This window comes from Clostridium sulfidigenes (genome assembly GCF_052067195.1).
In the GTDB taxonomy this organism is placed as follows: domain Bacteria; phylum Bacillota; class Clostridia; order Clostridiales; family Clostridiaceae; genus Clostridium_J; species Clostridium_J sulfidigenes.
In genome coordinates this window covers 51860-70749 of record NZ_JBQHQR010000016.1, presented here as the reverse complement: position 1 = coordinate 70749, position 18890 = coordinate 51860, and the positions used below count along the sequence as shown (strand labels likewise).

At 30.4% G+C, this 18890-nt stretch carries 21 protein-coding genes and 1 pseudogene; 14 read left to right on the top strand and 8 right to left on the bottom strand.

Annotated features, from left to right (window positions below):
- Positions 1-61: 61 nt before the first annotated feature.
- Positions 62-1024 (bottom strand): Gfo/Idh/MocA family protein, encoded by a 963-nt coding sequence (locus ACTNBA_RS16200; protein WP_441075345.1) that lies wholly within the window; start codon positions 1022-1024, stop codon positions 62-64.
- A 410-nt stretch (positions 1025-1434) separates the two neighbouring features.
- Between ACTNBA_RS16200 and ACTNBA_RS16195 the strand changes: the two genes are divergently transcribed.
- The 6 genes from ACTNBA_RS16195 to ACTNBA_RS16170 all read left to right on the top strand — a co-directional run bounded on the left by ACTNBA_RS16195 (position 1435) and on the right by ACTNBA_RS16170 (position 6699).
- Positions 1435-2715, top strand: coding sequence for a serine hydrolase domain-containing protein (locus tag ACTNBA_RS16195; RefSeq protein ID WP_441075343.1), 1281 nt, complete (start codon positions 1435-1437; stop codon positions 2713-2715).
- A 305-nt stretch (positions 2716-3020) separates the two neighbouring features.
- Positions 3021-3476 (top strand): LytTR family DNA-binding domain-containing protein, encoded by a 456-nt coding sequence (locus tag ACTNBA_RS16190; protein WP_441075341.1) that lies wholly within the window; start codon positions 3021-3023, stop codon positions 3474-3476.
- A 1-nt stretch (position 3477) separates the two neighbouring features.
- Positions 3478-4176, top strand: a complete 699-nt coding sequence (locus ACTNBA_RS16185; protein ID WP_441075339.1) for a LiaF transmembrane domain-containing protein — start codon at positions 3478-3480, stop codon at positions 4174-4176.
- A gap of 644 nt (positions 4177-4820) precedes the next feature.
- Positions 4821-5186: a hypothetical protein gene (locus tag ACTNBA_RS16180; protein ID WP_441075337.1), complete on the top strand. Its 366-nt coding sequence runs from the start codon at positions 4821-4823 to the stop codon at positions 5184-5186.
- Positions 5187-5206: 20 nt separating this feature from the next.
- A complete protein-coding gene (locus ACTNBA_RS16175) occupies positions 5207-5473 on the top strand; it encodes a hypothetical protein (RefSeq protein ID WP_441075335.1) in 267 nt (88 codons plus the stop codon).
- A 44-nt stretch (positions 5474-5517) separates the two neighbouring features.
- Positions 5518-6699 carry a GNAT family N-acetyltransferase gene (locus ACTNBA_RS16170; protein WP_441075334.1) on the top strand — a complete coding sequence of 394 codons (1182 nt, stop codon included), beginning with the start codon at positions 5518-5520 and terminating at the stop codon, positions 6697-6699.
- A 200-nt stretch (positions 6700-6899) separates the two neighbouring features.
- Here the strand turns inward: ACTNBA_RS16170 and ACTNBA_RS16165 are convergent, their stop codons facing one another.
- Complete coding sequence (locus ACTNBA_RS16165) at positions 6900-7493, bottom strand: ATP-dependent Clp protease proteolytic subunit (protein ID WP_346846719.1); 594 nt, start codon at positions 7491-7493, stop codon at positions 6900-6902.
- A 387-nt stretch (positions 7494-7880) separates the two neighbouring features.
- On the opposite strand from ACTNBA_RS16165, the gene ACTNBA_RS16160 reads away from it, so the two are divergent.
- Together ACTNBA_RS16160 and ACTNBA_RS16155 are read left to right on the top strand one after the other, a co-directional pair.
- Complete coding sequence (locus ACTNBA_RS16160) at positions 7881-8561, top strand: DUF5680 domain-containing protein (RefSeq protein ID WP_441075332.1); 681 nt, start codon at positions 7881-7883, stop codon at positions 8559-8561.
- 32 nt (positions 8562-8593) lie between these two features.
- Positions 8594-9463: a methionyl aminopeptidase gene (locus ACTNBA_RS16155; RefSeq protein ID WP_441075374.1), complete on the top strand. Its 870-nt coding sequence runs from the start codon at positions 8594-8596 to the stop codon at positions 9461-9463.
- Positions 9464-9601: 138 nt separating this feature from the next.
- On the opposite strand, the gene nfsB is transcribed toward ACTNBA_RS16155, so the two are convergent.
- Positions 9602-10255 carry an oxygen-insensitive NAD(P)H nitroreductase gene (nfsB, locus tag ACTNBA_RS16150; RefSeq protein ID WP_441075330.1) on the bottom strand — a complete coding sequence of 218 codons (654 nt, stop codon included), beginning with the start codon at positions 10253-10255 and terminating at the stop codon, positions 9602-9604.
- Positions 10256-10432: 177 nt separating this feature from the next.
- Here nfsB and ACTNBA_RS16145 point away from each other — a divergent pair, with 177 nt between their 5' ends.
- From ACTNBA_RS16145 to ACTNBA_RS16130, 4 genes and pseudogenes are all read left to right on the top strand, one after another.
- Positions 10433-10786, top strand: a complete 354-nt coding sequence (locus ACTNBA_RS16145; protein WP_035134068.1) for a winged helix-turn-helix transcriptional regulator — start codon at positions 10433-10435, stop codon at positions 10784-10786.
- A gap of 56 nt (positions 10787-10842) precedes the next feature.
- Positions 10843-11322, top strand: coding sequence for a DNA-deoxyinosine glycosylase (locus ACTNBA_RS16140; protein WP_441075329.1), 480 nt, complete (start codon positions 10843-10845; stop codon positions 11320-11322).
- Positions 11304-11456, top strand: coding sequence for a hypothetical protein (locus tag ACTNBA_RS16135; protein WP_441075327.1), 153 nt, complete (start codon positions 11304-11306; stop codon positions 11454-11456). Before ACTNBA_RS16140 ends, ACTNBA_RS16135 begins: the two co-directional genes overlap by 19 nt.
- Positions 11443-11550: pseudogene (locus ACTNBA_RS16130) on the top strand (IS200/IS605 family transposase); the annotation flags it as partial. The gene ACTNBA_RS16135 and the pseudogene ACTNBA_RS16130, both read left to right, overlap by 14 nt.
- Before the next feature lie 562 nt (positions 11551-12112).
- Here ACTNBA_RS16130 and ACTNBA_RS16125 read toward each other — a convergent pair.
- On the bottom strand, positions 12113-12385 hold the full coding sequence (locus ACTNBA_RS16125) for a DUF3795 domain-containing protein (RefSeq protein WP_035134065.1): 273 nt from the start codon (positions 12383-12385) through the stop codon (positions 12113-12115).
- A 364-nt stretch (positions 12386-12749) separates the two neighbouring features.
- Here ACTNBA_RS16125 and ACTNBA_RS16120 point away from each other — a divergent pair, with 364 nt between their 5' ends.
- Complete coding sequence (locus ACTNBA_RS16120; RefSeq protein WP_441075325.1) at positions 12750-13637, top strand: hypothetical protein; 888 nt, start codon at positions 12750-12752, stop codon at positions 13635-13637.
- Between the two features lie 128 nt (positions 13638-13765).
- Here the strand turns inward: ACTNBA_RS16120 and ACTNBA_RS16115 are convergent, their stop codons facing one another.
- From ACTNBA_RS16115 to ACTNBA_RS16100, 4 genes are all read right to left on the bottom strand, one after another.
- Positions 13766-14758: a choloylglycine hydrolase family protein gene (locus tag ACTNBA_RS16115; protein WP_441075323.1), complete on the bottom strand. Its 993-nt coding sequence runs from the start codon at positions 14756-14758 to the stop codon at positions 13766-13768.
- A gap of 172 nt (positions 14759-14930) precedes the next feature.
- Complete coding sequence (locus tag ACTNBA_RS16110) at positions 14931-15371, bottom strand: GyrI-like domain-containing protein (protein ID WP_035134061.1); 441 nt, start codon at positions 15369-15371, stop codon at positions 14931-14933.
- 66 nt (positions 15372-15437) lie between these two features.
- Complete coding sequence (locus ACTNBA_RS16105; RefSeq protein ID WP_035134059.1) at positions 15438-16334, bottom strand: helix-turn-helix transcriptional regulator; 897 nt, start codon at positions 16332-16334, stop codon at positions 15438-15440.
- 86 nt (positions 16335-16420) lie between these two features.
- A complete protein-coding gene (locus ACTNBA_RS16100; protein ID WP_441075322.1) occupies positions 16421-17338 on the bottom strand; it encodes an AraC family transcriptional regulator in 918 nt (305 codons plus the stop codon).
- A gap of 249 nt (positions 17339-17587) precedes the next feature.
- On the opposite strand from ACTNBA_RS16100, the gene ACTNBA_RS16095 reads away from it, so the two are divergent.
- Positions 17588-18874, top strand: a complete 1287-nt coding sequence (locus tag ACTNBA_RS16095) for a Gfo/Idh/MocA family protein (protein ID WP_441075320.1) — start codon at positions 17588-17590, stop codon at positions 18872-18874.
- Positions 18875-18890: the final 16 nt, after the last annotated feature.

Here is an 18890-nt window from a genome sequence, read left to right as displayed (position 1 = left end):
AGTTCTTTACAAACAATATAATTTCACCACACTTTCCTGATTATAATGCTTACCATTTCCATCAAAAGATGTTAATTTTCTCTCCGCCTTTTGCGAGAGATTCTGAAATGCAATCAGTTATTTTTGCCACAAATTCTATATTTTCTCTGCCGCTAATAGGTTCCTTGTGTTCTCTAATGCATTCCATAAAATGAAGACACTCCTGTGTCAGAGGCTCCGAATTGTCTTCCGCTGCCACCAAATACTCCTGTTCTCCGTTATGGAAGATTTGGATTTTTCTATCGGCAGTCTGTGCATCGTCAAATACCAATTTTGTTTTCGATGCAACCAGTGTCATTTTCCTGGTTTTTGACCTATGAATGAAGCTGGCAAATATAGAAGCTATTTTACCATTAGGGAAACCCATCAGTATATTGATAACATTGTTATAAGGACTTTGAATATATCTTTCACCATGGGCAATTACCCAGATAGGGTCCATCCCTATGAGGTGGCGGGAAAGATAAATATCATGAACTGCCAGATCATGAAGAACATCTACTTTGGGAGCCTGAGAGGTTGAACTGGTTCTGGACATGTTGAAGTAACATAGATCATCAAAAATATCTTTTTCTTCCAGAAGCCTCTTTATCTTTTTCACAGCAGGATGGTAAATCAATGTATGGCCGGCCATCAATACGGTGTTTTTAGCAGCAGCCAATTCAATTAGATCATCACTGTCTTTCCTGTTAATTGTCACGGGCTTTTCTACGAGAACAGCTTTACCTTTGCTTATTGCTTCCTTCGCCAGCATGTAATGACTTTCAGGTGTTGTGGCTATAATAACCCCCTGTACCTCAATGTCATTCAATATATCTGCTTTATTTTCAGTGAACCTGGTATGAGGGTAAACAGCAGCTGCCTGATTCAGCTTTTCATAGTCTAGGTCACAGGCCCACTTCAATTTACAGCCCTCTATTTCATTTACAGTTTTCAGATAATTTTTTCCCCATTTTCCACAACCTATTAAAGCAAGCTTCATCATTGCATTTACCTCTCAATTACGTACTATATGCCGAAGCATCATAAATTAGTATATTCACCACTCATAGAAAATGTTACTTACATTGAGGATCTTCATCTGGTAAAGTTAAAAAAATAAAAGGGGCTAGTAACTTAACGCAGATGGTTCAAGAGCAAGCATTACACTTCCAGGCTTAAGAGAGACAACATCACCAATTATATTGTGCCTATAATCAGAAGTTTAAATATGAGAAACTAGGTGGAAACTTTAAAATTTTTTTAGGTTAAAGTTATTATTCTTACAATGGGTGATAGCTTTTATGTAAAAAATGATATAGAAATATTTTCTACTATTGTAATATAATTTTATGAACTCTAAAATTATATTAAATAGAACTAAAAAAATAAAGCATGAAAATAAGGAGTGTAGTAATGAACAGTTTATTAGCAACAAAAATAAATGATTTTATGGAATTATACTGCAATACATGGGCATTTAGTGGTTCCATATTAGTAGCTGAAAAGGGTGAGACTATCATTAAAAAAGGCTATGGAAAGGCTTCTATAGAACATAGTATTCCTAATACATCACAAACAAAGTTTAGAATTTGTTCCATAACAAAACAATTTACCGCTATGGCAGTGATGATGTTACAAGAAAAAGGCTTATTAGATGTTAATGAAAGCATTACTAATTATTTTCCTGAATTTCATCAATTTGATAAAAGAATAACTATACATCATCTTTTAACTCATACTTCCGGGCTTCAATATTTATTTGGACCAAACTTTCCAATAATGTATAGTAAATCAAAGCATACACATGAAGATATGTTTAATATATTTAAAGATAAACCTCTTTTGTGTGAGCCAGGGGAAAGGTGGAATTACTCTAATTACGGATACTATTTACTTGCATGTATTATTGAAAATGTTTCAGGTGTGACCTATGATGAGTTTTTAAGTAAGAACATTTTTCAGCCTTTAAATATGAAGAATACTGGTATTGAAAAAAATAAAGCAATTGTACCAGGACTAGCCAATGGGTATTATCTGAATGATAATGATTTAATCCATACTGATTATGTAAACATGGATGTAACTCTTGGATCAGGGGAAATCTATTCTACAGTTGAGGACATGCTAATATGGGATCAAGCTTTATATAATGGAGGTCTTGTTTCAGAGGAAACACTGAGCACTATATTTTCACCATATGCAAATTCCGGAGAAAGAGGAACTGAGGATAATGATTATGGATATGGATGGTTTATAGATGAAATATACGGACGCAAGAGGATAAGTCACGACGGTGGTGGATTGGGGTTCACAACTGGATTTGACAGATACGTCAATGAACAAGTAAGTATTATTGTATTAAGTAATTATGGGTTTTCAGCAGTTTGGCGTATTACAGATATTCTTGCTGCTATAATGTTTCAAGAGGAATATCAATTTCCAAGTAGACCACTCGAATATGCTTTAGATTCCAAAATATATGAAGAATACATGGGGGTGTATAAAGGGGACGGCGAGAAACTCACTGTTGGAAGGGACAAAGAAAAAATGTTTTTTGTTCTAGATGATGAATATGTTATACCCATGTATCCAATATCAGAAACTGAATTTCATCATACTTGGATTGATGAGAGTTATACCTTTTATAAAAACAAGAATGGAGAAATGTACTTTTGGGGAACTAAAAAACAATAATGATCCACTTCAAAGCTTAAAGAGAATTATTTCATAGAAAAATATAAATTGGTTGTTTAGAATTCAAAAAAGCAGTCTGAAAAAGGCTGCTTTTTTAAATTTAAAATGTTTTCTATTTACCTGGAACAAGTATTTTAGCAAGAGGGTAACTTCTATATCAATACAGATAAACTTCTTATTCTATATATTTTAATGTAACATCTGTATAAAAATATACCACTTATAAAGAATAACTAACCACTTACTGTTGTTATATTTACAAAGGAAAAAATAGTTAATATAATAAAAATATGGGGAGTGAAAATATGAAAATAAGAATTGAGGTAGATAATAAAATAAGCGAAAATGAAGTTATTATTAGATGTAGTGAACTTAATGAAGACATTAAAAATATTCAAACTATGTTTCACGATATGCTATCATACAAGAAATGTATAACTTTTTATAGAGGAGATACAGAATATTATCTTTCTTTGGAAGAAATATTGTTTTTTGAAACTGAAGGAAATAGGGTTTGTGCACATACCATAGACAATATATATAACGTGAAATACAAGCTTTACGAACTTGAAGAGTTTTTGCCAGGATATTTTATGCGAGTTTCAAAATCAACAATTCTAAATACAAATCATATTTACTCCATAACACATAGTCTATCATCATCAAGTAAGGTTGAATTTCAAAATACTCACAAACAGGTGTATGTTTCAAGATATTATTATAAACCACTAAAAAATAAATTATTAGAAAAGAGGAAATAAGATGAAAAAAGAAAGAATTTTTTGGGGAGTTTTATTTATACTAATGGGTATTTTCTTGATTATAAGTAAGCTTGGATACTTTCCTAATGTGAATGTATTTAGTTTGCTGTTAACGGCTTTTTTAGTAGTAGTTATTGTGAAAAGTTTACTACGTCTTAAATTTGCAGGTGTTTTATTCCCTATTGCATTTATTTGTATAATATATGATAAGCAATTAGGGATTACAAATATTACACCGTGGACTGTATTGATTGTAGCACTACTTGGAAGTATTGGTCTTTCTATGATTTTTCATAAACCTACTAAATGGGTTAATATGGAATATGATTGTGAAGATTACAAATTTGAAAAAATTGATGTGGAGGATGAAAGCCATGTCAGATTTAAAAATTCATTTGGTGGTAGTATAAAATATATAAATACAGATAATTTTGAACAAGCAGATTTTAAGTGTTCTTTTGGAGCTCTGAAGGTGTATTTTGATAATGCAACCATGAGTAATAATAATGCTATAATTAGAATTAATGCTTCTTTTTCAGGGGTAGAACTATATATACCCAAAAATTGGAGGGTTGAGAATAAAACTAATGTTTTTTTAGCTTCTATTGATGAAAAGAATAGAAACAATGAAATAATAACAAATACTTTAACATTAGTTGGGGATATTAATTTTTCAGGAGTAGAAATAATTTATATCTAAATAAATAACTTTAAGGGGCTTTTGCAAAATAAATTAATCTAAAATATATGTTGAGCATGCCCATATATTATTAACGCTCAGCCGTTTCGGAATATTGATTTACTAAAGTATTTATTCAAGGAAAAATCTACAACACAACAACTCGTATACACTCAAACAAGTTGTGTTGCTTAACGATTTTACCATTCATAAATACTAAGTAAATCTAATATCCCTGCAAATGGCATTCACTAACAATAATATAAAAGTGCAAGCTCAACATTTTATATAAGATTAATAATATATTTTGCAAAATCCCCTTATATTTTAAATAGTATGTCTTATAACTGTTAGGGAGAAGCGTACTAAAAGTACTATAAAACTAGGTAATTAGGAACACAATATGTTTTGCTACCTTAAAAATTTTCTTGACAACATAATTGTACATGTATATAGTTTACATATAATACATTATAAGGGGTAGAGTTAATGGATTTATTGTTACAGGTACACTATAAAGAAAAAATAATCCTGATGTGAAAACATCAAGGTTTATTAATATTTTACTAAATACTTTAACCAAGAAAGAATATACGAAATTGAGAATTTTATTTTATATATTAAGTTTAATTAGCATAATAGCATTGATATATTTTATGTGGATTATGAATAATATTATAATTTCTATTGTTGTAATAATTGGTATTTGTATAATAACATATACTATGTTAAATTTAAAAAAATTGGTTATAAAAAGTGCATTAAAATATTACTTACAGGGACAGTTATCTAAAACTCCTAGAGCTTTTATATTAAACTTTTATAAAGATTCTATAGAAATTAAATTTGATGATGAGAACTCACTAAGTCTAGTATATTCTTTGATAGAAAAGATATATGAAACAACAGATATATTTTTTATTACTGATATTACTTGGATTTCTAAATCTCAGTTAAGCAAAGAAGAGATAGTCGACATAAAAGATATATTAAAAACCAAGTTTACAGATAAATATATAGAATTTAATTAATTTATTGGGGGTGGATTTTAGTGAATCAATTATTAGTAGTTGAATATGATGGTAATCTAGATAATTCAGCTAATGAAATAGCATTAAGGAAACATTTAAAATTCATTGAAAAGAAGAATAATAAAGTTAAAAAACTATTAATACCTATGTATGTCGTATGTGTTCTAGGATTTATAGTAATTTTTCTCCCAAACCTACACTTAGCAGTACGATTAATGTACATGTTAATAATATGTTATACAACGATTGTTGAATTAATTAGAAGAATTGGACTTAAAAAAACATAGAAAATAAATATAATTGAAAGTATGAAAAGTTGGGGGTAAATACTATGGAATATGAAATTATACATTTAGCAAAGGATAAATGGAAGGAAACTATAATCCCAATAGGATATACTACAGATAAATATTATGATGTCGTAGTAAATAAAACGGATAAAGGCTTTACTATTGATATAGAAAAGAAAGACTTTAGCGAGCCAGTAACCCATACACCAGAAGAATATGATTTTCCAGATAAGTTATATGAAGACCACTGGGAGAATGCTTATGCTTGGGGAGTGTTAGTTAAAGATAAATTAATTGCTGCAATTGAAACAGATCAAGAACTATGGTCTAATCGTCTCAGAATTACAGAGCTTTGGGTAGCAGAAGAATATCAAAAGAAGGGAATAGGACATGCATTAATTCAGGTTGTAAAGGAACAAGCAAGAAGAGAGCGTCGTAGAGCTATTATACTAGAAACACAGTCTTGCAATGTTAATGCAGTGGATTTTTATCAGCATGAAGGATTTACTTTAATTGGTATGGATGCTTGCTGCTATAGAAATAATGACTTACAAAGAAAAGAAGTTAGATTAGAATTTGGATGGTTTCCGGAAGAAAAGAAAAAGTTAAATGGTGAAGAGGTAGAAATTAGAATGGAAACAGAGGATGATTGGTACAATGTGGAGCTGATGACACAGCATGCTTTTTGGAACAAACATCATCTTGGCTGTGACGAACATTACCTAGTGCATAAATTACGTAAGCATAAAGACTATCTTCCAGAGCTCAGCAGAATAGCAGTAAAGGATGGTAAAGTAATAGGATGTATAATGTATTCAAAGGCAAAGATTGTTGATGGTGTAGATACCCATGAAATTATAACCTTTGGTCCTCTTTGTGTAGAGCCTAAATGGCAAGGAAGTGGAGTTGGTGAGCTATTATTAAGGGAAACAATGAAGCTAGCTACAAATAAAGGGTATAAAGGTATTGTAATTTTTGGAGAACCAGATTATTATCCTCGAATAGGATTTAAAACCTGTGATAATTTTAATATTACGACTGCTGATGGTAAAAACTTTGATGCATTTATGGGAATTGAATTAGCAGAAGAGAGTATGAAAGGTATAAAAGGAAAATTCTACGAATCGGAAGTTTTTGAAAATCTACCTAAGGTAGAAGTTGAAAAATATAATAAAAAATTCCCAAAACTACAAAAATTAAGATTCCCAGGTCAATGGGATTGATTAAATGTTAAAGGATAAGGCGAAATAATATTAATACAAAAGGTAGATTGGCAGAAATGAATAAAGGAATTAAGTTAGTTCAATATGTTGATAAGAATAATGGGATATAAAGCAAAAACCTCAGAAATAACTGAGGTTTTTATAATTTTTAAATTAAACTTTTAAAGGATCTACGGAGCCTGTGAAAAAAACTCTGTAAATTACTTCAAATCAGAATGATTTGATATTATTTTATTGACTATACCATATGTTATAGCATCATCAGAACTTAACCAATAGTTTCTATCAGTGTCTTTTTCAACTCTTTCTAGTGGTTGACCAGTAGCTTCACTTATAATTTTATTAATTCTTTTACGAACTCTTAATATTTCTTCAGCTTCAATACCGATGTCTGTAGCTGGACCATTAAATCCTCCTAATGGTTGATGAATCATATATCTTGTATTAGGAAGAGAATATCTATTTTCTTTATCAGCTGCAAGATAAATTGTTATACCAGCACTTGCTACCCAACCTGTACCTATCATTATAACTTTTGGGGTAATGAACTTTATCATATCATGTATTGTATCTCCAGCTTCAACATGCCCTCCTTGACTATTTATAAATATTTTAATAGGGTCATTTCCCATTTCTTCAAGGATTAAAAGTTGAGTAACTACTTTTTCTGCTAAAGATTGATTAATCTCACCAGAAATAACTATAGTTCTTGATTTCAATAATTTTTCCATGACTATATTGGGTGTGTCTTTTGAAATTTCCTCTTTTTCGCTCTCTTTACTATAAAAAATCATATTATTTTCCTCCTCTAATCTTAAATATATTTAAGTTATAAATATATAGCCGTATATTTCTATAACCTAGTAGTTGGATTTAAATTGATTAATACGAAAAAATTGCGACTACATTAAGAATCTGTTTTTATAATTTACTATATTTACTATATTTGTTTTAGTAATAACTATACTAACACTAATTTAATTTTTTTACAATATAGTTTAAAATAATTGGTAAATTATAGAAAATAAATATATATTATAAAAGTAATAAGAAAGATATGATTTAACAGTATTAAAATTACTTTTTTATTTAAAGCAACTTTAGGTTGTCAAATTTGTTATACTTAATTGGTAGAAAGATGATAATATTATCAGTATACTTATACAAGAGGTGATTAAACAATGAGTTTTCAAGAACAATTGCAAACACTTAGAAAAGCAAAGGGTCTATCACAAGAAAAGTTAGCTGAAGTTTTAGGGATATCAAGGCAAGCAGTTGCAAAATGGGAAGTGGGTCAATCTTATCCAGATATAGCTAGACTGATTGCACTAAGTGATTATTTTAAAGTAAGCATTGATAAACTAGTTAATGATTATGAAGAAAATTGCCGCTTATGTATAGAAGAGCATAGCGATAATCATATAAATGAAAATATAATTGATTTCTTATGTAGGGCTAAAAAAGCTACATATGCTGGAGAGGGGACAGAGAGTGAATCTTCAAGACCAAATTCTCATGATTTAAAATATGTAGAAGGAAACTTGAAATATATTGATACATATTTAGGTGGAGAGAGGTTCGCAGGAGAGGAAGCACTATGGCAAGATGATACTCCATTTTGGTCAATGAATTATATTGGAAGAATTTTAGATGAAAGATTTTTAGGGAGCTTTTTAAAGGAAGCCTTGAGTTTAGTAACTAAGGAGAATCCATATAGAGGTCCTATTATTTATCAAAATGGGCAGTATAAATATCATTGTATAATAAATGGAGAATTTAAGTGGTTTCAAGGACATGAGGAAATATATTTTGACCATATTAAGGTTTATGAATGTCATTTCCATGGAGGAACAATTAAATAGTTAAAATAAATATAAGAGGGATGAATATGATTATGAAATTAAACAGAAATGATTTATGTTGGTGTGAAAGTGGATTAAAATATAAAAACTGTCATTTAGAATTTGATGAAAAGTTAAGTGAGTTAAAAAGAAAAGGTCATATAGTACCAACTAGAAACCTCATAAAAACAAAAGCACAAATTGAAGGAATAAGAAATAGTGCTGAGATTAATAATGGTCTTTTAGACTTAATTAGTGAAAACATTAAGGAAGGCATGACAACAGAAGAAATAAATGAATTAGCACATGAATATACAGTATCCAATGGAGGAATTCCAGCTACTCTTAATTATGATGGATTTCCTAAAAGTATTTGTGTATCAATAAATAATGTTGTATGCCATGGAATACCTAGTAAAGATGTAATTCTAAAGAATGGTGATATTGTAAATGTTGATGCAACAACTATACTTAATGGATATTACTCAGATGCATCAAGGATGTTTATGATTGGTGAAGTAGATGAAGAAGCTAAGAAATTGGTTGAAGTAACTAAAGAATGTTTGAATAAAGGCTTAGAATCAGTTAAACCTTGGGGATTCTTAGGAGACATTGGAGCTGCAATTCAAGAATACGCAGAAAGTAATGGTTATTCAGTAGTTAGAGAATTCGGTGGACATGGAGTAGGCTTAGATATTCATGAAGAACCATTTGTTTCTCATTTAGGAAAAAGAGGAACAGGTATGGTTTTAGTACCTGGTATGGTATTTACCATTGAACCAATGATAAATGCTGGAAGTAATGAAATATTTATAGATGAAGATGACGGGTGGACCGTTTTTACCGATGACGATTCTCTTTCAGCACAATGGGAGCACACAATTCTTGTAACTGAAGATGGAATAGAAATAATTGCTAGATAGATCATGTGATAAAAGCCTGTAGGAAAAGAAACGTAAAATGAAATCTATTATAAAAGAAAGCTAATAAAAGAATGGGGAATCTTTTGTATTAGCTTTCTTTAAATCTAGAGTAAGTTATATTAATGAGGGGATAATTAATTAAATTGTAGTAAATACTTCTTCTTCAGAAAGTCTTGATTTAGGTAATTGTGCATTGAAATCATCATTAGCTTTATATCCTAAAGGAACTAATGCTACAGCAGTTAATCCTTTTTCAGTTAATCCTAATTCTTCATTTAAAACTTTAACATCAAATCCTTCCATAGGTACTGCATCTATTCCAAGAGCAGCAGAACCAAGTAATAAGCTACCCATATTTAAGTAGACTTGTTTATCCATCCAATATTGTAAGTCATTGTAGTCATTTTTATGGAAGTTAACAAATGTACTACGTCCTCCATGCATACCATTTTTGATTTCTTCGTTAGCAAAACGTCCATCTTGATCTTCTTTTTCTAAGATATGTTGTAAGTAATCTTCATCCATTGAAGTTCTTGCACAAAGTACAACTATATCTGATGCAGTAAGTACTTTTTCATCATTAAAAGCGTAGAATCCTTGAGTACTTTTGCTTATTTGTTTTTTCCCTTCTTCACTTGAAGCTATTATAAAATGCCATGGTTGAGTATTAACGCTTGAAGCACTAAGTCTTAAAAGTTCTTTAATTTGTTTCATATCTTCTGCTGAAATTTTTCTTGTATTATCAAATTTTTTAGTTGAGTAACGTCTTTCCATTATTTCTATTAAGTTCATATTATATATCTCCTTTTAATTCAAAAATAGTTTATATTAATTTTATAAATTTTCAAAGGCTTACTTGTTTGCCACCCTTGTATGCTATAATAATATCAACATACTGTCATATGAACAAGTATGCACTTAAAAGTAAGTACTATCTAAAAGGATAGTGATATCAAAAAGGAGAGTTGTATGAATAATAAAGAAATAGAAATAAAAAATTGTAGTGAACTATGCCCTATGGAATTTGCAATGACTCAGATATCAGGGAAATGGAAACTAGTTATTTTATGGCATATTTATGATAGTGAAGTTATGAGATATGGTGAATTAAAAAGAGCTGTAAGTGGAATTACAGATAAAATGTTAAGTAATCAGTTGAAAGAGTTAGTTAGTGATAACATAATACATAAGGAAGTTTATGAAGAGATTCCGCCAAAGGTAGAATATACTTTAACTGAATATGGAAAATCATTAATACCTATAATGGAAATGTTATTTAAGTGGGGAAAAGAACAATTAATAAGATTAAATAATGATAAATAGTTTTTAAGTAAAATTGATAATAATAATTTTAAAAGTTAATTATAAAGGAGAGAGTTATGAAGCATGTAGAGCATACCTTTGAAGCTGTATTTGATAAAAATTCAAAAATTCTTATTTTAGGGACATTGCCATCTGTTAAATCAAGAGAGGTGGATTTTTATTATGGTCATCCACAAAATAGATTTTGGAAAGTTATTGGAGCAATAACTCGATGCCCTGAGTATAGAACTATTGAGGAAAAAAAGAAAATGTTATTAGAAAATAATATTGCAATATGGGATACAATAGCTTCTTGTGATATCATAGGTTCAAGTGATTCGAGTATTAAAAATGTAGTTCCATCAGATTTAACTAGTATTTTAGATAATAGCAATATTAAAAAGATATATGTTAATGGTGGCAAGGCATATCAACTATATAATAAATATTCATTAAAAAAAACAGGAATAGAAGCTATTAAACTTCCATCAACTAGTCCTGCAAATGCAAGATATAGTCTTGATAAGTTAATAGAAGAATGGCAAGTGATTGTTTAATGAATACCACCAGTTATACTGGTGGTTCAAAAAAGCTTTTAGCTATAAGTAGAAAAAAAGGAACCCTCTTTGTTAAAATAGAAGTAGGTTTGCCAACCACATCTGAAATCAAGGAGGGATATCCATACGGATAATAATAGTCTAGCACATAGTAAATGGAATTGTAAATATCACATAGTATTTGCACCAAAGCACAGAAGACAAATAATATATGGGATACTTAAAAGGTAAGAGTTCATATATTTGAGAGATGAACAAGAAAATAGGTAGATTTAACTATAAAATACATAATAAATATCTTTGACTACTATATAATTATATTATATGTATTATACTGTATATAAATTGTGTTAATAAGCCTCTTATTCATCAAGATTGATAATAGATAATTTGAATTTCATGTGAACAAAACTAGATAATAAGGAATATGTAGAAGCAGTAGAATTTTAGAATTCTGCTGTTTTTTATGATATACTCTTATTTTAATTTGAGCCATAATAAATATTTTTAAAATAAGAGTAAGTGTTTGTGTTAATAATTTAAATAGTAATAGATTTAGGAGGAATTTAAGCATGAACAAATTATTAAGCCTTAAAAATGATGTTGTATTTTAAAAAATATTTGGAGTAAAAGAGAATGAAAAATTATTAATAAGTTACTTAAATTCTATACTTAAACCCATGGGAAATGGAAAATAAATATTGATAGCTCCATACTAAACTTTAGTATTTGTTTTGTAAATGTAGGAGAAGAATGAGTTTGAAAAAATATATAAGTTAACGCATTATGCCTATTTTTTAGTAATTCTCTTTGTTGCTTTCCATTGCAACCATCTTGTATCTAAAACAGTTGCTTTATCTCTTGTCATTATTTCATTGCATGGAAATTTATTGCAAGTTCCACAAAACTCTATTTTATGTATATCCACACAATCAAAAGTATAGCAATCTCCTTTTTGATGTGCTGTACGGCAACCAGTACAATCGCCTTGAATATAATCTGGACAACTACCACAATAAAAACCACATTTTCCTATCAGACTCATAACTTGTTTATTATTCATTGAAACTTAACCCCCTGTATGTTTTATACACAATAGTATCTAACTGTAATATAATAAATCATAGATTATTTACATACAAATTATATCATTAATTGTAAAAAAACAATATAATTACATAAATATGATGATTTTTTTATATAGTCATAGGATAAATAAAGGAAATATTTCCTTGATATGGTATAGATTTATTGAGCAGTGGAGAGTGAGGTGATACAATAAAGATGTTATTGATTAAATTTAAATAATAAGGATAAGGTAAAGCAATATCAAGACAAAAGGTACATTGTTATAAATAGAATAATAAAATTGAAAAAGATGAAGGAGTAATATTATAAATATCAATTATAATAAAGGAGGAGCTTAAATGAAAATTGTTAAATTAATAGAATATATAGCTATAGTTATTATTTGTTCTATACTTGATATGACACTTCATGGAATAACTTCGGAGATTAGTCCTTTTCCTAAAATTGCAAACTTCAGTTTTCTTGTTAAAACTATTGGAGCTGTTGGAGCAGCTACGGTATGGATTCTGGTTGCTTTTTCCAGTGTAGCCTATGTGTTTTATAGATATGAAGATAAAATTCTAGGAATAAAGAGTGGAAAAGGGTTGCGATATGGTAGTGCAATAGGTTTATTGTGGTTATGGGGTATGATGGAAGGCGTTTCTTTATCGGGTAATACTTTAACACATGAAATTGTAATGGGAATTTGTGATGCTGCACCGATAGTATTGATGGGATTATTATTAGGTAAATTTACAAGTGACTCCAGTCATATTAAACAAAAGAAGAGACCTTTTAATAGCAGTAACATATTTTTATCTATTTTCATTTTTTCTATAACCTTTTTATTTGGACGTTACTTTTTCTATTTTACAAAAATTATAGATTCAGGTTATGAGAAAAGACCTTATTTTACTTTTATTTGGACTTTATTAATGGGTACATGTATAGGTATCACATATTTATTATTAGGTAATACTACTAAATCACAATCAAAGGCTTTAAGTGCAATAAAATTTGGGATTACAATATTTGGAATTAATTGGTTTGCCTTTCTTATTTTTGTCCCAATTATATTTTCGGGGGCGTTTATTGATACACTTCTAAGACTTGGTATTGATATATTGTTAGTTAGTTTAAGCTGTTATTTATCTGAAACTTTAATAAAAACTAACTGTTATAAAAGGAAAGTTCATAGTAGTTTACACAATTTGGAATTATATGGTGGTGCAGATGAAAGGGAATAGTAAGAGCGCTATTAATTAGAAAAGGAAAGAGGCCTAAACTTACCCCATTAATGGGATAAGTTTAGACCTTTCAAGTTTAGGTAGAATCTGTTCTACCAAAGGTATTAGGTAGGGCAAAAAAACAAATTCTAAAGCTTTTCAAAGGTAACAGGACGTTTTAAATTACCTAGGAAAATAGGATGTGTACAATTCTTATAATCACTAATTAGTCTTGTAGTCGCTATTTGACTGTTATCATAGGTTTTAAAGTAATATTCACAGGTGTTTGTGTTTATAAATGCAGTATATTTAGTGTAATCAAAAGTACCTTTATCTGTAAGAACAATTCCCCTTGGAATTGAAACACTCTCCACAATGTGGAAACAAGTCATTATTGCATCTACTCTATCTTTAGGTACTTGACTATGGGTTTTTAGAAAGGCTGTTCTAACAAATCTTTCTGGAGAGGTGTATCCACCAGGTAATAACATTGTTCCACCAGCCTGACCAAAGGGTGTTAACTCAACATTTTTCCAACAGGTTTTCTTTTCTTGGATTGTAGATAATTCCATATAATTTCTTAGATTAGTCATATGCCACATAAAATCTGGACTATTAGTCATAACTCCTATAGGATTATCAAATATCTCAAGCCCATTTCTTGTTTGCTCAATAACTACACATTTACCACTTTTATCAGTTGCAATCCAATGAAGAGGAGCAGCCGTTTTAGTAACAGGATCGGGAAGGCCTATGACACATATATTTTTCAGTATCGTATCTAGTTCATCTACTGAAGCACAGCGTCCTAAAATATAATGTAGAAAATCCAATGATGCAATAGGCTCTTTATTCTTATCCTCTAATGGTATATCATAATCGGCATAACCTGCAAAGTATAGTGTTGCTGCAGCAAAGCCTCTTTCATTTACCCCATCAAAAAAGCCTAGCATACTATCAGTTTCCTGTCCGATGCCTATAAAGCTATAGCAATCATTATGCTTTTTCATGGTAATAGGATTATACCATGGGTTATTTCTAGGTATTATAAAAAATCCAGGTTCTATATCGTAAGAAAAATCCATAGTTCTACAAAACATATTTTCCATCTGTAAAGATTTTAAAGTAAACGCTGTACACATATCTACACCTTCTTTTTTATATATCTATTCTATAGTATTTACTACTTTATAATTTTTATAATATATGTTTAGAATATGTTAATGTTACGCTACATAGTTTATTTAGACCACTGGAATGTTGTAACTCAGTTGAATTAACTTAATTATCTAAATATAATAAATCTTATCACTGTTATTTTAATGCGATATAAATATCAATATCTGCATTTTCAAAGTCACTGTTTAGGTATTCCTCAAAGTCACCTGTAAAGCTTCTGTCTAAGTCCATTTTCCAAATTTCGCCCCAAGCCTTTGCTACTGCTGTTTCCATGTGTCCATGGACAGAGAATTTTGCATATTTCCCAGCAGGAATGATCTTTGTTGTAAACTCACTGTTTTCTGATTTTGATACTTCGTTGCCTGCGGTAACAAGATAACTGTCTTCTTTATAATCGGAATAAAGTCCAATTGCATATTCATTTACTTTATTCTTGATTTTTGCATTGACGCCACCTTGATATAAATCAACCCAAAGCTTGCCGATTTTCTCACCCATTTTAGGATCTTCGTTGCTTGTTGTCACACTTACACCAACAATAATTTTTTCTTCAAGATTTACAATTTCATAGTTCATTTTAACTACCTCCATATATTTGATATATTTATAATAAATCAAATAATATGTCAACAGTATGTCATATTATAAATAATTGTTCAGCATTTTTTGTATTTCTTCTTTTATGGAGTTTCTTATATCAAAAGGTTCTAATACCTCGCAATGGCTACCAAAAGAAGCTATATAAGGAAATAGCCATTCACCCATAGGATAAATTGTTTCAGTTATAAAACTGCCGTCAACTTCTTTAGTATATTTATCAAACTCGTCATAAACTCGAAAAGCCATATGGGGAGACAGTTTTAATTTCAAAGTGATATATTGCTCATTAAACATGTTATCAGCTTTAAATATAGGCCCCATAACTTTTCGATGAAAATGTTTATCTGTAACCACAATATCCTTTATACGACTTAGTTTGAAAAATCGAAAATCCTGCCTTAAAGTACAATAGGCATATAAATAACGTGCCATACCTTTAAAACAAAGCTTTAAAGGTTCTACCTCTCGTGTAGTTCTTTCGCCTTTTCCGCTTGAATAAGTAAAACTCATTATTTTATTAGATAAGATTGCTGATTTAATATCATTAAAGGATTTAGATTCTTTCTCCGAATTGTACCAAGATGAAAAATCCACTTCAATCCAATCGGAGTTATTCTCTCCAAATAGGCTGCCTAATTTTTGTAATGCAGAATCTGTTTCATTGAAATTGATTGCACCAACTGCTTGTAGTGAGGATAAAATATCAGATTTTTCTTCTTCGGTTAGTACGGCTTTGTTCAGCACAAATTCATCTAAAATAGATATTCCGCCACCTTTGCCTTTGGTCATATAAACAGGAATACCTGCTGATGATAATGTTTCAATATCACGATAAATGGTTCTACTAGAAACTTCAAACTTCTCAGCAAGTTCTCTTGCTGTAACGTTTTTTTTATCAAGAAGTATGTATATTATTTCAAACATTCGGTTGATTTGCATATCTTCACCTCTATCATATTATAACACATGAATATGACATCCATATGTCGTATTTATATACTGCAAAATAAAGAATGGCAGCCACATTATGGCTGCCAGTTATAAGTTTGGGAAATACCCTTAACAGATGAGATGTATTCCGTTGGTGACATTCCAGTTAACTTTTTAAATTGTTTGGAAAAATGTTGCAAAGAATTATAAGAAAGAAAATATGCAATTTCAGTGATATTCATATTCCCGTCACGAATAATTTCCTTTGCACGCTCAATCTTCATATATATGAAATAATCAATTACTCCACAGTTTTTATTTTTGTGGAAGAGTGAATGTAAGGTAGAACGGCTGATAGAAAATTCATTGCAAATATCTGAAATTTTAATTTGCTCACAAATGTGTAGCTGCAAATAATGCAAAATTTGTTCAAATACATAGGATTTATTAGAGCTATCCCAAGACTGTTTTGTAACAGAGGGTAGGTTTTTAACTTTTTCATCGTCACAATGATGCCTCTTTATATGAATTAGAAATTGTTCCAGATATAACAAAATCAATTGTTGTGAGCCAAAAGGTGCACTAGTAGAGAGTTTTACTTGTTCAATGGAAGGGATATGGAGTGGAGTTGAAAATGCAGTGCGCGCTTCTGAAATAATTTGTGCAATTAAAGTTTTTTCTATAGAAGACAGTGTGGTGACTTTACCAGTAAAAAAATCCATTGAAGGGGAATTGCATAAAAATGAAATTGCCACTAAATTAGGCGATTTCCTTCCCATTGCCTTCAAAGCGTGAAATTCATTTGGTCTATGAAAAATCATATCTCCAGCATGGAGCTGATAATTCTCAGAGGCTGCTTGTACCATAACTGTTCCTTTGTCTACATATAGGAATTCCCAAAAATCATGAGACTCACCATGAAAAACAAAATCTTTCAAGTACTCAAAATAGTGAATGGTGATGATTTCAGTGATTTCAAATTCTTTTTTTAATCTAGTACTGATATAAGCCATACAACCAACTCCTTGCTTATGCATTATTATCAATTTATTTTAGCAAATATAACAAAAGAATACAATTTAACAAATAGATATTTTGGATGATATAACAATTATACTGGATGATTGTATAAGCTAAATTTTAAAAAAACCTATACAATATATGTAACAGTATGGAAGCTATAGAAAAGGTCTTCTCTATGCACATAGAAATACCTTTTAAAATATGAATGGAGAAAATAGAAGTAAATAGGAGAAAATAAAATGAGTAAAAAATTAAAGGTAGCATTAGCTGGACTTGGTAGTAGAGGAAAAGACACCTATGCATTAACTGCTAAATTATTCCCAGAGAAAATTGAAATTGTAGCAATTGCAGACATTGATCCTGCAAAGGTAGAAGATGTGGCAAGGGAGTATAACATTCCGAAAAGGGCATGCTTTTACAGTGCAGAAGAACTAATTGCTCAGGATAAGCTAGCAGATGTTATGTTTATTACTACTCAGGACAAGGAACATGTAAGACAAGCAATCCCAGCTCTTAGAAAAGGATATCACCTGTTATTGGAAAAGCCAATTTCACCAGACCTTGATGAGTGTAGGGAAATTGTAAAAGTAGCAAATGAATGTGATAGAAAAGTGGTTGTATGTCATGTGTTGCGTTATACACCATTCTATACAAAATTAAAAGAAGTAATTGACAGCGGTATAATTGGAGAAGTAGTTTCTGTTATGGCAATTGAAAATGTGGGATATTGGCATCAAGCACACAGTTTTGTACGTGGAAACTGGAGAAACTCCAATACTACTAGCCCTATGATATTACAGAAATGTTGTCATGATATGGACTTGTTATTATGGCTCACAGGTAAAACTTGTAAGTCTGTGTCTTCCTTTGGAAGCACATATTTATTTAATAAAGAAAATGCACCGGAAGGAGCAACAAAGCGTTGCATGGATGGATGCAAAGCAAAAGCAAATTGTCCCTTTGATGCGGAAAAGATTTATATAACAAATGAAAAAACTGGTGTGGCAAAGGGGAATACAAAGTGGCCTGTTGATGTATTGACCCTTCATCCCACTGTAGAAAGTATTACAGAAGCAATTCAAAGTGGACCTTATGGAAGATGTGTATATTACTGTGATAATAACGTAGTAGATCATCAGGTTGTAAACCTAAATATGACAGATGGTGCCACCATTTCATTGACAATGAGTGCATTCACTGCTACAGGTTCACGTTATCAGAAGATTATGGGTACAAAAGGAGAAATTGTTGCAGATTTGACTAAAAAAACTATTAAAGTCACACAATTTGGAAAAGAAACTGAAGTAATGGATATATCTAAACTATCAACGGATTTTTCTGGTCATGCAGGGGGAGACAATCGTATGGTGGAAGAATTTATTGATATGATTGCAGAGGATGGAGAACCCACTAATGCCATTACATCAGTAGATAAATCCGTAGAAAGTCATTATTGCGCAATGGCAGCAGAACAATCCAGGCTGGCAGATGGAGTGGTGGTTGATTTGGATACTCTAAGAAAATAAAATGGCATGTAGTAAT

Excerpts from the sequence above, each read along its gene's own strand:
- ACTNBA_RS16140 (WP_441075329.1), top strand. The coding sequence starts at position 10,843 with ATGAAGCATGTAGAGCATACCTTTGAAGCTGTATTTGATAAAAATTCA.
- ACTNBA_RS16110 (WP_035134061.1), bottom strand. The coding sequence starts at position 15,371 with ATGAACTATGAAATTGTAAATCTTGAAGAAAAAATTATTGTTGGTGTA.
- ACTNBA_RS16155 (WP_441075374.1), top strand. The coding sequence starts at position 8,594 with ATGAAATTAAACAGAAATGATTTATGTTGGTGTGAAAGTGGATTAAAA.
- ACTNBA_RS16135 (WP_441075327.1), top strand. The coding sequence starts at position 11,304 with ATGGCAAGTGATTGTTTAATGAATACCACCAGTTATACTGGTGGTTCA.
- ACTNBA_RS16200 (WP_441075345.1), bottom strand. The coding sequence starts at position 1,024 with ATGATGAAGCTTGCTTTAATAGGTTGTGGAAAATGGGGAAAAAATTAT.
- ACTNBA_RS16095 (WP_441075320.1), top strand. The coding sequence starts at position 17,588 with ATGAGTAAAAAATTAAAGGTAGCATTAGCTGGACTTGGTAGTAGAGGA.
- ACTNBA_RS16115 (WP_441075323.1), bottom strand. The coding sequence starts at position 14,758 with ATGTGTACAGCGTTTACTTTAAAATCTTTACAGATGGAAAATATGTTT.
- ACTNBA_RS16105 (WP_035134059.1), bottom strand. The coding sequence starts at position 16,334 with ATGCAAATCAACCGAATGTTTGAAATAATATACATACTTCTTGATAAA.
- ACTNBA_RS16145 (WP_035134068.1), top strand. The coding sequence starts at position 10,433 with ATGAATAATAAAGAAATAGAAATAAAAAATTGTAGTGAACTATGCCCT.
- nfsB (WP_441075330.1), bottom strand. The coding sequence starts at position 10,255 with ATGAACTTAATAGAAATAATGGAAAGACGTTACTCAACTAAAAAATTT.
- ACTNBA_RS16100 (WP_441075322.1), bottom strand. The coding sequence starts at position 17,338 with ATGGCTTATATCAGTACTAGATTAAAAAAAGAATTTGAAATCACTGAA.
- ACTNBA_RS16190 (WP_441075341.1), top strand. The coding sequence starts at position 3,021 with ATGAAAATAAGAATTGAGGTAGATAATAAAATAAGCGAAAATGAAGTT.
- ACTNBA_RS16120 (WP_441075325.1), top strand. The coding sequence starts at position 12,750 with ATGAAAATTGTTAAATTAATAGAATATATAGCTATAGTTATTATTTGT.
- ACTNBA_RS16125 (WP_035134065.1), bottom strand. The coding sequence starts at position 12,385 with ATGAATAATAAACAAGTTATGAGTCTGATAGGAAAATGTGGTTTTTAT.
- ACTNBA_RS16165 (WP_346846719.1), bottom strand. The coding sequence starts at position 7,493 with ATGATTTTTTATAGTAAAGAGAGCGAAAAAGAGGAAATTTCAAAAGAC.
- ACTNBA_RS16185 (WP_441075339.1), top strand. The coding sequence starts at position 3,478 with ATGAAAAAAGAAAGAATTTTTTGGGGAGTTTTATTTATACTAATGGGT.
- ACTNBA_RS16160 (WP_441075332.1), top strand. The coding sequence starts at position 7,881 with ATGAGTTTTCAAGAACAATTGCAAACACTTAGAAAAGCAAAGGGTCTA.
- ACTNBA_RS16195 (WP_441075343.1), top strand. The coding sequence starts at position 1,435 with ATGAACAGTTTATTAGCAACAAAAATAAATGATTTTATGGAATTATAC.
- ACTNBA_RS16170 (WP_441075334.1), top strand. The coding sequence starts at position 5,518 with ATGGAATATGAAATTATACATTTAGCAAAGGATAAATGGAAGGAAACT.
- ACTNBA_RS16180 (WP_441075337.1), top strand. The coding sequence starts at position 4,821 with ATGAATAATATTATAATTTCTATTGTTGTAATAATTGGTATTTGTATA.